This window comes from Sphingomonas floccifaciens, assembly GCF_042681125.1.
GTDB classification, from domain to species: Bacteria; Pseudomonadota; Alphaproteobacteria; order Sphingomonadales; family Sphingomonadaceae; genus Sphingomonas; species Sphingomonas floccifaciens.
The window spans coordinates 128,530-142,059 of the sequence record NZ_JBHUFC010000002.1; the positions used below are offsets into that span (position 1 = coordinate 128,530).

The window sequence follows — 13,530 nt, forward strand, 5'->3', positions numbered from 1 at the left end:
AACATGGGTAACGGAACCTCGATCGGCCGCGTCCGCGGTCTGGGCAGTGCCAAGGAAGGCACGCATCACTGGTGGCACCAGCGGCTGACGGCGGGCACCAACCTGCTGCTGATGCTGTGGTTCTTTATCAGCATCGCCCGCCTGCCGGGTTACGGCCTGGACGACGTCGCCAAGTGGCTGTCGACGCCCTGGACCGCGCTGCCGCTGGTCCTGCTGGTCGTGTCGGTCTTCTATCACTTCCGCCTGGGGTTGCAGGTGGTGATCGAGGATTATCAGCATGACGCCAGCCGTATCGCCGCGCTGATCCTGCTCAACATCTTCACGGTGGGCGCCGCGGCGACCGCCATCTTCTCGATCCTCAAGATCGCCTTCACCGGAAGCCTGAAGTAATGGCCGAGAGCTACAAGATCATCGACCACACCTACGACGCGGTCGTCGTCGGCGCGGGTGGGTCGGGCCTGCGCGCCACCATGGGCGCGGCCGAAGCGGGCCTCAAGACCGCCTGCATCACCAAGGTGTTCCCGACGCGCAGCCACACGGTCGCGGCGCAGGGCGGCATCGCGGCCTCGCTCGGTAACAATTCGCCCGACCATTGGTCGTGGCACATGTACGACACCGTCAAGGGCTCCGACTGGCTCGGCGACCAGGACGCGATCGAATATATGGTGCGCAACGCGCCGCAGGCGGTGTACGAGCTGGAGCACGCCGGCGTGCCGTTCAGCCGTAACGAGGACGGCACCATCTACCAGCGCCCGTTCGGCGGGCACATGCAGAACATGGGCGCCGGCCCGCCCGTGCAGCGCACCTGCGCCGCGGCCGACCGCACCGGCCACGCCATGCTCCACGCGCTCTACCAGCAGAGCCTGAAGTATGACGCCGACTTCTACATCGAATATTTCGCGCTCGACCTGATCATGGAGAACGGCGCCTGCCGCGGTGTCATCGCTCTGTGCATGGAGGATGGCAGCATCCACCGTTTCCGCAGCCATGCCGTGGTGCTGGCGACCGGCGGCGGCGGTCGCGTGTACCAGTCGGCGACGTCGGCGCACACCTGCACCGGCGACGGCAATGCGATGGTGCTGCGCGCCGGCCTGCCGCTGCAGGACATGGAGTTCGTCCAGTTCCACCCGACCGGTATCTACGGTGCCGGCGTGCTCATCACCGAGGGTGCGCGCGGCGAGGGCGGATACCTGACCAACTCCGAGGGCGAGCGCTTCATGGAGCGCTATGCCCCCTCGGCCAAGGACCTCGCCAGCCGCGACGTCGTTTCGCGCTCGATGGCCATGGAGATCCGCGAGGGCCGCGGCGTCGGCAAGGAGAAGGATCATATCTTCCTCCACCTCGACCATATCGACCCCAAGGTCCTGGCCGAGCGCCTGCCCGGCATCACCGAGACCGGCAAGGTCTTCGCCGGCGTCGACCTGACCCGCAAGCCGCTGCCGGTGGTGCCGACCGTCCACTACAACATGGGCGGCATCCCCTGTAACTATCACGGCGAAGTCGTCCGCAACCAGAATGGCGACCCGGACAGCGTCGTGCCCGGCCTGTTCGCGGTCGGCGAGGCGGCCTGCGTTTCGGTCCACGGCGCCAACCGCCTGGGCTCCAATTCGCTGATCGACCTCGTGGTCTTCGGCCGTGCGACCGGTCTGCGCCTCAAGGAGATCATCAAGCCCAACACGGCGCACGACGCCCTGCCCAAGGGGGCGGAGGACATGGCGCTGGCCCGCCTCGACCATTTCCGGCAGGCCAAGGGCGGGACGCCGACCGCGACGATCCGCGCCGACATGCAGAAGACGATGCAGCGCCACGCCGCGGTGTTCCGCGACAGCAAGCTGCTCGCCGAGGGTGTCGCGCACATGGACCAGGTCTATCAGGGTATGGGCGACATCGGCATCACCGACCGCTCGCTGATCTGGAACACCGATCTGATCGAGACGCTGGAGCTCGACAATCTGATCGGCCAGGCCGTCGTGACGATCCGCTGCGCCGAAAACCGCAAGGAAAGCCGCGGCGCACACATGCACGAGGACTATCCGGAGCGCGACGACGCCAACTGGATGAAGCATACGATTGCGACCTTCGACGGCTGGGGCGGCAAGGGCGGATCGGTGGCGATCGATTACCGGCCGGTGCATGATTACACGCTGACCGACGACGTGGCGTATATCGAGCCGAAGAAGCGGGTGTACTAACCGGCACGCTAGTCCGTAGCGAAGCTACGGACGCGCACCACCGTGCCGGCTCCGGCCGGCGGCGCCGCAGCGCCGTCCGACGACGCGGGATTTACTCCCGCGGCGGGGCCGGTGGGACGTGCCGGCCAGGGCGTAGCGTCCGCTGCGCCTGCGCTTGCGGCACGGCCGGCCGGCGGCGCTACAGCGCCGTCCGACGATGCGGGATTTACTCCCGCGTCGGGGCCGGTGGGGCGGTCTGAACCCGCCCCACACCCGTTCGCCCTGACCCCGTCGAAGGGCTGCCTTTCTTCCTTGCCCATCGCTCGCGGCCCGAAGAGCGGTGCTTCGACAAGCTCAGCACGAACGGTGGGGGATGAGGGGTTCGCGCCTACGCCCGCTTCGCCCTGGTCGCCCGAAGAGCAGGGCAATGCTTCGACAGGCTCAGCACAAACGGTTTGGGGCGGGGGCTCAGCGCCTTCGCTCCTGTCGCGCTTTCGGCCTGAAGAGCAGGGCCGTGCTTCGACAGGCTCAGCGCGAACGGTTCGGGGGCGGGGCGCGGCGCCTCCACCTGCGTTGCGCTTGCGGCCCGAAGAACTGGGCAGTGCTCCGACAAGCTCAGCACGAACGGGGTGGGGTGATGACTCCGCGCCTTCGACACGCTCAGCACGAACGGGGAGGGGGACGTCCCCGCCGATCTCCGCCCGTGCCCCGACACCGGCCGAAGCCGCCGCCACCGCAGCCTCCCGCTCGCCAGTACTCCGCCCGTCGCCGGAGCCCGCGTCCACACTCTCCCCCGCCAACTCGGCAAAGAACCGCACCCGCGCCGTTTCCTCGGGCACGCGCTGTGCCTCGATCTCGCGCGCTTCCCAAGCCTCGACCACGGCCAGTTCGTCGTCGCTCAGTGCCCGCTGATAGTGCGCGCCGCCGTACTGCCCCTCTTCCGCGCCGTCGAAACCGGGCGGCGGGGGGAAGGCGGTGCGCCAGTCGTCGTGGAAGTCGGACCACCAGACGCCGCGCGACTCCGCGTCCGAATGTTGAGGAAGTTGAGAGCTGCCCGCACTCTCGGGCGTCGGCGCCGGGGCGGCGAGCGATACCAGCCCGCCGGCCTCCGCGCGCGCCCAGTCATCGGCCGACCATGCATGCCGCCGCGCGGGGTCGAGGTCGTGGACCTGCACCTCGCCGACATGGCTGGCCCCCGTGCGGCGGTAGAGGTCGGCGCGGGCGAGCGCGACGATCGGGGCGATCGCGGCCGACTCGCCCTCGGTCGAACGCAGCGACAGGAACAGCCCGGCCTGCGCCGGCGACGCATCGGCACCGATCAGGTCGAGATAGCGGTCCCAGTCCTGCGCCGCGAGCCGGGCCGCACGCGCGTCGTCGGTGCGGTCCGGCAGCTCGGCCGCGGCGATCTTGTCGAGCCGGGTCAGCAGCGCGAGCGCCAGGCGATTGTCGTGGCGGTGACGCTCCACCGTCTCGCCCTTATGGTTGGTCACGGTATCGGTGTTGCCGCGAAAGGCGCGCGACGTCAGCTCGTCGACGAGCCGGTTGCGCTGGAGCAGCAACGCCGCCTGCCACCCGACCGCAAACGCCGCGCCCGCCGCACGCTGGCGAAAGGCATAGGCGGAGGTCGCCGACAGCCCGACGAGCGTCGCCCCGTCCGATACGGTCAACCCTTGCGCGATATAGTCGAGGAAGGCGCGCTGCCGATCGGGCGTCCAGCCATCCGCCCGCCGCGACCGTGTGAACTGCGGCCCTTCGCGCGCGGCAGCGAGCGCGAAATCCTCCGCCACCTCGTCGAGGTCGATCTCCGGCGAGCCATAGGGCCAGGGGGCGTCGTCATCGTCGTCGCGGGGGTGCGCGGTGCGGGTGGCGGAGAGAGGGCGGGTGCCGACCGTGGCGGCATCGGCGCGCGGACGGCCGGGGAGCGGCGGGGCGGTGATGCCGGGCATCGCGGACATGATCGTCATGCGCGCCCTCCCTCGGCTGGGCGGAGCGCGGGGCCGGTCGGCCGGGGGCGAGATGGGTGTCGCATGGGTCCCTCCTGTTCAAGAGGGGAGACCAGTTATACGAGGATTTCCAACTAGGAAAGTTCCTATTTGTTCGGCGCCGCGAGAGCGCAGCGAAGCTGCGCGCGAACGGGGAGGCGCCGAACCAGCCAGATGCTGAGCGGCTTAGCTGCGATGGTAATTGTACGTCTTCGAGGATTTCTAAGTAACGATTTTAACCTGGCTTCCTTTCTGCCGGTCAACTGTTGCCAATTATCCAGGATGCACGCATCATCCTCGAATGGCAGAGAACACGCATAACCGCTTACGTCAATTGCAGGGGTTAATTAGCATTGATGCTTGGCATGGTGAATCGACCGTCACGGGGCATGTCGATCTCAGAGCTTACGTTAATTTTGACGAAGCTCGATTAGGTGGCCAATCAGACGACGAGGTTGCATTTCGATTGTCCTTAAGAAAGGCCGAATTAATCCTCCGTCAATCGGAACCTAAATCCTTCAAGTTTGACCCAGCGCACCTATGGCGCGGCGACAAAAGCATCTCAGTTGAGCGTAAAACCTTAAAAAATGCAGGTCGTAAAAATATTAGGTCGCGTAGCTCTGACCTGGAAGCTTCTAAAAGTCCGAAGCTTTCGTTTAGTTCAGAAAGATCGAGCGAAGATTCTATATCCGGGTCGGTAGAATCGAAAGCTGAAGAATCAAGTAAAACAATAAATGTATCATTTTCGCGGAATGATCCTACCCGACCAGGATGGATACTAAAACCTCGAGAGGATGCTCCCCGCGTCAAGGACGCGGAGGTACTTTACGGGCAACCGTGGGACGAGGATGAAATATCGCTTGCCAAACTAATAATGAATAAAAATCACGCCTCTGCTGAGATGCTATCGATGCTCAGTATTTACGTGATATGTAGGCAGGAAGATCTAGTGTTTCATGACATCAAAATCAAAGGTCAAAACGGCACTTGGATAACTATGCCAGAAGCATCGCCGAAGAGGTTTGTGATCCAGGAGTATCTTCGAAAATCTCTGATGAGTGAGGGGCTTCCTGGCAGCGATTTGCACAACCCGTTCGCTATTGTGCATCTGGGAGAGGCTATATCCGAGTTTAGAAAATCATGATTACTTCTGCTTCAAAATTTTGGGATGAGCAAAAAATCTGCCGTATCATTAGGGCTGATAGCAATCAGATAAGGGATCTTGCCGCAGTAGCTGGCATACCATTGTCTGATATATTTAAATTCTCTAGTATATCAGGGCTCGACCTGCGTAATCAAGATTTATCAGGGATTGATATATCCAAGATAAACTTTGAGGGGGCAATTCTTGACGGGAGTACAAAGTTTAGTTCTGAGATGAGGCCTATAACAAACCGAACAAAGCTGCGCGCACAGATAGAGGATTCAATTGTCGATGCCAAGCCTGGACTAGATATAAAAGCTGTCACAAAACAATTTCTTGATGCGATTTATGCTTCAGTACGCGTGATAAATATTATAGGAAACTATAATCAATTCAATAATATTATTGAAAGCAGCGACATTGAATTATTCAAAACCAATGTGGTATCGAGCCGGCGTGGTTATCTCAAGCGAGATGCTGCTATCCTAAAGCCATCAGGCGATGATATAATTAGTTCGGCTATAGCGGAAATAATTAACTCGTTTCCTGGAGCCTATGAAAAAGATTTTTCAAGCGATTATACAGTCAATCAAATGGAGTTACCGTTTCGAGATGTCCCGAGAAGGATCCGGGATCGTCAAGAAGTGTCTCGCCAGATGTCCAGGATTCTAACAAATATTAGAAAGTATCATAGAATTGTAAATGTCTATGCGGCAATAGAGTATTATGCTGAATGTCACAATCTAAAATCGATGCGTGATCAGATATCTCAGATATCGCGCATGAAACAGGCGTTGAAGTTTATCATGTTTACAGCAGATAGAGATCTAATAACCAGCGAATGGCGGAAAAGTTACTTCAGTGATGCTGACATAAGAGTCATCGATCTAAAGTTGTTAAGCAAGGACGATGTGCCATCCTTGTTGAAAACCGTCGAGTTGAGTTCCGGAGGAATTGTAAGATTTTCTTCAGCATTTGTTCGAGAAGTGGCAAAGTTTAGAATGCCATGGCACCATGTGAGGCCGGATATTATGCGTTGCGTGATGTACGCTCTCGACCATGCACGCACGACGCCGTTAAAAATCGGAATATCTACTCTGCGCAAAGCGATATAAAGATATGCATATTGTGCGACTGACTCATTATATCCATGATTTTGCGCCACTGTGTCTCGTTCAGTGCTTACCCCACACTTAAACAACTTTGCCAGATACCGTTCTGTAAACTCCCGCGACGTCTGCACCACATTCTCCCGCGCATCGTCTACGCCGCCTTTTACGCGGCGGCTTCGCTCAGGGCAGCCTCAGCCCCGCCCGGCTTCCCCAACAACGGCGCCAGATACCGCCCGGTAAAACTCCGCGGCTCCTTCACCACCACCTCAGGTGTCCCCTCCGCCACAATCTCCCCGCCCTTCACGCCGCCTTCCGGCCCCAAGTCGAGGATCCAGTCCGCGGTCTTGATGACGTCCAGGTTGTGCTCGATCACGACCACCGTGTTGCCCTGTTCGACCAGCGCGTGGAGCACTTCCAGCAGCTTGCGGACGTCCTCGAAGTGCAGGCCGGTGGTCGGCTCGTCGAGGATGTAGAGCGTGTTGCCGGTCGCGCGGCGGGAGAGTTCCTTGGCGAGCTTCACGCGTTGGGCTTCGCCGCCGGACAGGGTCGTCGCCTGCTGGCCGACCTTGACGTAGCCGAGGCCGACTTCGGCGAGCATCGCCATCTTGTCGCGGATGGGGGGTACGGCCTTGAAGAACTCGACCGCGTCCTCGACGGTCATGTCGAGCACTTCGGCGATGCTCTTGCCCTTGTGCTTCACCTCCAGCGTCTCGCGGTTGTAGCGGGCGCCGTGGCAGACGTCGCAGGTGACGTAGACGTCGGGGAGGAAGTGCATCTCGATCTTGAGCACGCCGTCGCCTTGGCACGCTTCGCAGCGGCCGCCCTTGACGTTGAAGCTGAAGCGGCCGGGCTTGTAGCCGCGGGCCTGTGCCTCGGGGAGCCCCGCGAACCAGTCGCGGATCTGGGTGAAGGCGCCGGTGTAGGTCGCCGGGTTCGATCGCGGAGTGCGGCCGATCGGCGACTGGTCGATGTCGATGACCTTGTCGAGGTGCTGGAGCCCGTTGATCTTGTCGTGCTTGCCGCTGAGGATGCGCGCGCCGTTCAGCTCGCGCGCGGCGGCGGCGTAGAGGGTGTCAATGGTGAAGCTCGACTTGCCCGAGCCGCTGACGCCGGTGATGCAGGTGAAGGTGCCGAGCGGGATCGACGCGGTCACGCCCTTCAGATTGTTGGCGGTCGCGTTCTGGACGGTCAGTTTCTTGCCGTTGCCCTTGCGGCGCTTGGCCGGCACGGGGACTTCGCGGGTGCCGTTCAGATAGTCGGCGGTGACGCTGCCCTTCGCCTTCAGGATCTGCTTCAGCGTGCCCTTGGCGACGATCTCACCGCCGTGGACGCCCGCGCCCGGCCCCATGTCGATGACGTAATCGGCCATGCGGATCGCGTCTTCGTCATGTTCGACGACGATGACGGTGTTGCCGAGGTCGCGGAGGCGCCGGAGCGTCGCGAGCAGCATGTCGTTGTCGCGCTGGTGCAGGCCGATCGACGGTTCGTCGAGCACGTAGAGCACGCCCGACAGGCCCGAGCCGATCTGCGACGCCAGGCGGATGCGCTGGCTCTCGCCGCCCGACAGCGTGCCGGACGTGCGGTCGAGGTTGAGGTAGTCGAGCCCGACGTTGTTGAGGAAGCCCAGCCGCTCGAGGATTTCCTTCAGGATGCGCTCGGCGATGGCGCGCTGCTGGGGATTGAGCGTCTCCGGCATCGCGGTGAACCAGGCGAGCGCGTCGACGACCGACATGCGGGTGGCGTGGCTGATGTCCTCGCCGGCGATCTTCACCGCGCGCGCCTCGGGCTTCAGGCGGGCGCCGTGGCAGGTCTCGCACGGGCGGCTCGACTGGTATTTCGCCAGTTCCTCGCGCATCCATGCGCTTTCCGTGGAGAGCATGCGGCGCTGGAGGTTGCCGATGACGCCCTCGAACGGCTTCTTGACGTCATAGGACTTCTTGCCGTCGATGAAGGTCAGCGTGACCGGCTTGCCGCGGGTGCCGTGGAGGATGATGTCCTGCTGCTCGGGCGTAAGGTCGCCCCAGGCGGTGTCGAGGCTGAAGGTGAAGGCCTTCGCCAGGCTGCCCAGCACCTGCATGTAATAGGGGGAGGGCGGGTTGGACTTCGCCCAGGGGACGACGGCGCCCTTCTTGATGCTGAGGCTATGGTTGGGGACGACGAGGTCTTCGTCGAACACCAGCTTCTCGCCCAGGCCGTCGCAGGCCGGGCAGGCGCCCTGCGGCGCGTTGAACGAGAAGAGGCGGGGCTCGATCTCGGGAATGGTGAAGCCGCTGACCGGGCAGGCGAACTTCTCGGAGAAGACGATGCGGTTGGCGGGAACGCCGGCGTTCTTCATCGCGCCGGCATTGGCGGCCTCGTTCTCGCGGCCGGGCACGACGCCGTCGACGAGGTCGGCATAGGCGAGGCCGTCCGCCAGCTTCAGCGCCGTCTCGAAGCTTTCCGCCAGGCGCGTGGCCTGGTCGGGGTTCACGACGATGCGGTCGACGACCACCTCGATGTCGTGCTTGAACTTCTTGTCGAGCGCGGGGGCTTCGTCGATGTTGTGGAGTTCGCCGTCGATGCGGACGCGGCTGAATCCCGCCTTCTGCCACTCGGCGAGTTCCTTGCGATACTCGCCCTTGCGGCCGCGCACGACGGGGGCGAGCAGGTAGAGCCGCGTGCCCTCGGGCAGCGCCATAACGCGGTCGACCATCTGGCTGACCGTCTGCGCGCTGATCGGCAGGCCGGTGGCGGGCGAATAGGGGACGCCGACGCGCGCCCACAGCAGGCGCATATAGTCGTAGATCTCGGTGACCGTCGCGACCGTCGAGCGCGGGTTGCGCGAGGTCGTCTTCTGTTCGATCGAGATGGCGGGCGACAGGCCCTCGATATGGTCGACGTCGGGCTTCTGCATCAGTTCGAGGAACTGGCGGGCATAGGCCGACAGCGATTCGACGTAGCGGCGCTGCCCCTCGGCATAGATGGTGTCGAACGCGAGGCTGGACTTGCCCGACCCCGACAGGCCGGTGATGACGGTCAGCGTATCGCGCGGGATGTCGATGCTGACGTCCTTGAGGTTATGCTCGCGGGCGCCGCGGACGGAAATGTGCGTGAGGCTCATGGACCGTTTCTGTTCCAGATTTGTTCGGATGAGGCAAGCCGGGTCAGCCGGGCCAACGCGTGACATGGGGATCGGTCGCATGTCCGGCAAGTAAAGCGCATTCACCACGAGTCGGGGTTGCGCGCGGTGCAGAACCCGGCTTCAACAGGGGCTTAGGGTCGGACATTCAGTCGATACGGCCAGTGTATCTCCGGGAGCGCGTACCATGCCCACGACCATCAACACCACGGAGGACGCGGGCGGCCGGCCCACCACCGTCACCGGCACCGTCGCACGCGGGGACCGGCTGGTCGGCGTGGCGATCGCCGGACAATCCGCGAGCGGCGTCGGCGCGGCGGTTACCGGCACCTATGGTCGGCTGACGATCAATGCGGACGGCAGTTTCAGCTATCTGCTGGATGGCGCGGACCCCGACACGCGGCTGATCGGGGCGAACGAGACGGCGTTCGACCGCTTCACCTACACCTATGAGTCGGGCGGCGTGCTGCGGACCGAGACGGTGGTGGTGCAGATCGCCGGCCTCGATGTGGCGGGCGTGTCGGTCGACCAGAGCGATGCCGCCTTCGCCTTTTTGACGAGCGCGACGATCGATGCGTCGACGCGCCTGATCCGCACCGGGTCGAGCGCGCCGCCGACAGCGGTGGCGGTGGGGGATATCGTCAATGGATCGACGCCCTCGCTCGTCACCGTGACGAACCGCGGCGAGATTTCGGCGTCGTCGAGTACAGGCGACTATATGGTCGGCGTGACGACCGCGATATTTCGCGCGGGCTTCGTCAACGAAGGGCGGGTCGCGGTGACGTCGGGCTTCGGACCCGGCGGCAGCACCGGCATCGTCGGATCGCCGCTGGGGGGAAATCTGACGCAGCCGGTGATCAATCGCGGCGTGGTTCAGGTCACGTCGAACGGCAGCGGTGCCAACCCGCCGCTTGTCATCGGGATCGAAGGGCGGACGGTCGTCAACGACGGCACGGTCTATGTCGTCGCGCAGCAGGGCCTGGCGTACGGCATCGGATCGCGTCCGGCGCCGGTGACGGTGCTGACCAATTCAGGCACGATCTTCGCATCGAGCGCCAGCACCGCCGAGGCGAACGGCCTGTCGGCGACGGCGGTCTATGGGGCCTCGTTCGACCTGTCGATCGTCAACAGCGGGACGATCGCGGCAGAGGCGACCGCGAACGGCATGCGGTCGGTCGCGTTCCGCATCTTCACCAATTCGAGCAATGTGCTGGCCGGCGGGACGATCACCAACAGCGGGCGGGTCGTCGCCGACTATGCGGTCTGGTCGGTCGACGGCTATTCGGGTTCGATCGGCTTCTGGAACACCGCCTATGTCCAGGGCGATTGGCTGACCGACAAGAATATCATGAGCGTGCTGAATGCCGCGTCGGCGACATGGGTCGGCGGATTCAGCATGGGCAGGGATTCCGATCTGATCCGCAACGACGGCACGATCACCGGGGCGATCGACCTGGGCGCGGGTGTCGACCTGTATGACGGCAGCCGCGGGACGATCGGCACGCGCGTCTCGGGTGGGGCCGGCAACGACGTGCTGCGCGGCGGTGCGGGCATCGATACGCTGAGCGGCGGCGACGGCGACGACGTGCTGTTCGGCGGCAATGGCGACCAACTGACCGGCGGCGCGGGCGCGGATCGCTTTGTCGTGGCTGGCACGGCGACGATCACCGACTTCGAAGCCGGGCGCGACGTGCTGGACCTGTCGGCGCTGGCACCCACGGGCTTTGCGCTGACGGCGAGCGGCAGCGACACGATCGTCACCGCGCGTACCGCGGGCGGTGACGTTGCGATCACCGTGAGAGGCGGCATCGGTTCGGGCGACGTGACGAGCGTGCTGCCCGGCACGACGCAGACCGGGACCGCGAATGCCGATACGCTGATCGCGCTGTCGGCGGCGGCGCACAGCCTGTCGGGCGGCGCGGGTGACGATGTGCTGGTCGGTGGCGATGGCGCGGACACGCTGGACGGCGGCACGGGCGCGGACATCATGTTCGGCGGTGACGGTGATGACATCTACGTCATTGATTCGCTTGGCGACCGGGCGATCGAAACCGCGAACGGCGGGATCGATGAAGTGCGCACGTCCGTCGGCTACCTGCTGCAACCCTATATCGAAAACGGACGCATCACCGGCAGCGATGCGGTCGGCCTGACCGGCAATGCGCTGAACAACAGCCTGTGGGGCAATGCGGCGGACAATGCGCTGAACGGCGGGGCCGGCGACGACATGCTGTACGGCGGTCAGGGTGCCGACCTGCTGACCGGCGGGATAGGGGCGGATCGCTTCGTCTATCTGGCGGCCAATGAATCAGTCGCGGGCGGCTTCGACCGGTTGATCGGGTTCGAGACCGGCATCGACACGATCGACATGACCGCGATCGGCATCCGCAGCGTCGCGTTCGAGGCGGGGCCGATCCCGTCGGGCGGCAGCGAGCCAAGCTACACGACCGCGACGATCACGACGATCGGCGGCGCGACGATGGTGATCCGCGCCGACGGGCGGATGGACCGCAGCGACTTCCAGGGCTTCGTCCAGATCCTGCCGAACGACGTGACCCAGGCGTTTCCCGGCGATTCGACGACCGGCGTGTCGGCCAACGCCAACCTGCGCTTCCTCTACGCCGGTGCGATCACGCGCGGCAGCGGGACAGTGACGCTGGCAAAGACAGACGGGACGGTGGTCGAGACCTTCGCCGCCAACAGCAGCCGCCTGTCGCTCGACGGCCGGGTGCTGTCGGTCGACCCGACGCGGCCGCTCGATCCCGGCACAACCTATACGCTGACGGTCGGTGCCGGCGTCGTCCAGATCGGCGGCACGCCGGCGTCGGCGATCAACGGCTATGCCTTCACCACTCGCCCGATCGATACCGCGACGCAGTTCCAGACGCTGGTCGCGAGCGGCGGCGCGGCGAGCGCATCGGGCACGGGCACCGTGTTCGGGACGCGCGGGTCGTTGCAGGATGTGACGGTGCTCGACGCGCCGGGGCGGATCACCTTCGATCCGTCGTTCAACGACGGCGGCGACCGGGTGCGGCTGAGCGGGGCAGCGTCGAGCTACACCGCCGTGCGCAATGGATCGAGCATCGTGCTGTCGGACGGTGACAGCGAGATCGTCGTGCCCGTCGGTACGGCGGGGATCGACATTCACTTCGCCGACGGGATCCGCAGCCTTGTCTTCGACACGTCCGCGAACGCGATGAAGCTGGGGTCGCAGACGATCGCCCCGGTGACCGCCGCGCAGGTGACCGCACCCGTGACGGCGGCGCTGGTGACGGCGACGGCGGACCCGGCGGCGGGGGCGACGATGGTCGTGGCCGAGCGCGGCACGGCGACGGCGTACGGCGTGCAGACGGTCATCGCCCTGCGTGCGAGCGCGGAGACGATCACGGTCGCGCGTGGCGGCAATGTGACGTTCGACCCGTCGTTCAACGCCGGCGGCGACGTGATCACGCTGACCGGCGACGCGTCGAGCTATACCGCGAGGCGCCTGTCGAGCTCGATCGAGCTGGTGTTGGGCAGCGAGCGGATCGTCATCCCGGTCGGCACGACGGGTGCGACGATCCGGTTCGACGATGCGGAGCGCACCTTGGTCTTCGACATCGCGAGCCAGACGATGAAGCTGGGCGCGCAGGCGGTCGGCTTCACCGGCGCGGCCGTCACGGCGGCGGGCGCGCAGACGGCGGTGGCGATCGGCGGGCAGCAGGTCGCCAGCGGCGGCGATTTCCTGTTCACCCATGGCGGCGACGCGGCGCAGAGCGGCACCATCACGGGCTTCGGGCGTGGCGACACGCTGGCGCTGTCGGGGCAGGCGAGCAGCTACATCTTCTCGGGCCAGAACGGCGACGTGGTGCTGACCTATGTCGGTAGCGACGGCGTCGCGCGGACGACGACCCTGGCCGGCGTGGCCGACCCGGCGGCCTATATCTTCGACCGGGCGAGCGCGGAGGCGGCGGTCGGGTTCGGGTTCGTCGGTCCGTAGCGGCGGACCGGCCGAAAAGACCCA

7 protein-coding genes are annotated in these 13,530 nt (G+C 64.3%); 5 read left to right on the top strand and 2 right to left on the bottom strand.

What is annotated here, in order from left to right; genetic code table 11:
* Nucleotides 1-3 precede the first annotated feature (3 nt).
* The gene (sdhD, locus tag ACFSC3_RS03485; protein WP_380938786.1) at nucleotides 4-390 is read left to right on the top strand and encodes a succinate dehydrogenase, hydrophobic membrane anchor protein; all 387 of its coding nucleotides are present in this window, start codon (nucleotides 4-6) and stop codon (nucleotides 388-390) included.
* Entirely contained in the window at nucleotides 390-2,192 is a 1,803-nt protein-coding gene (sdhA, locus tag ACFSC3_RS03490; protein WP_380938788.1) for a succinate dehydrogenase flavoprotein subunit, read from the top strand. The genes sdhD and sdhA overlap by 1 nt, the downstream gene beginning before the upstream one ends.
* Before the next feature lie 8 nt (nucleotides 2,193-2,200).
* On the opposite strand, the gene ACFSC3_RS03495 is transcribed toward sdhA, so the two are convergent.
* The gene (locus ACFSC3_RS03495; RefSeq protein ID WP_380938790.1) at nucleotides 2,201-4,135 is read right to left on the bottom strand and encodes a hypothetical protein; all 1,935 of its coding nucleotides are present in this window, start codon (nucleotides 4,133-4,135) and stop codon (nucleotides 2,201-2,203) included.
* 319 nt (nucleotides 4,136-4,454) lie between these two features.
* Here ACFSC3_RS03495 and ACFSC3_RS03500 point away from each other — a divergent pair, with 319 nt between their 5' ends.
* Nucleotides 4,455-5,297, top strand: a complete 843-nt coding sequence (locus tag ACFSC3_RS03500; RefSeq protein ID WP_380938792.1) for a hypothetical protein — start codon at nucleotides 4,455-4,457, stop codon at nucleotides 5,295-5,297.
* Complete coding sequence (locus tag ACFSC3_RS03505; protein WP_380938794.1) at nucleotides 5,294-6,412, top strand: hypothetical protein; 1,119 nt, start codon at nucleotides 5,294-5,296, stop codon at nucleotides 6,410-6,412. Before ACFSC3_RS03500 ends, ACFSC3_RS03505 begins: the two co-directional genes overlap by 4 nt.
* A gap of 160 nt (nucleotides 6,413-6,572) precedes the next feature.
* Here the strand turns inward: ACFSC3_RS03505 and uvrA are convergent, their stop codons facing one another.
* Nucleotides 6,573-9,509 (bottom strand): excinuclease ABC subunit UvrA, encoded by a 2,937-nt coding sequence (uvrA, locus tag ACFSC3_RS03510; RefSeq protein ID WP_380938796.1) that lies wholly within the window; start codon nucleotides 9,507-9,509, stop codon nucleotides 6,573-6,575.
* Nucleotides 9,510-9,714: 205 nt separating this feature from the next.
* Between uvrA and ACFSC3_RS03515 the strand changes: the two genes are divergently transcribed.
* The gene (locus ACFSC3_RS03515; RefSeq protein ID WP_380938798.1) at nucleotides 9,715-13,506 is read left to right on the top strand and encodes a beta strand repeat-containing protein; all 3,792 of its coding nucleotides are present in this window, start codon (nucleotides 9,715-9,717) and stop codon (nucleotides 13,504-13,506) included.
* The last annotated feature ends 24 nt before the right edge of the window (nucleotides 13,507-13,530 follow it).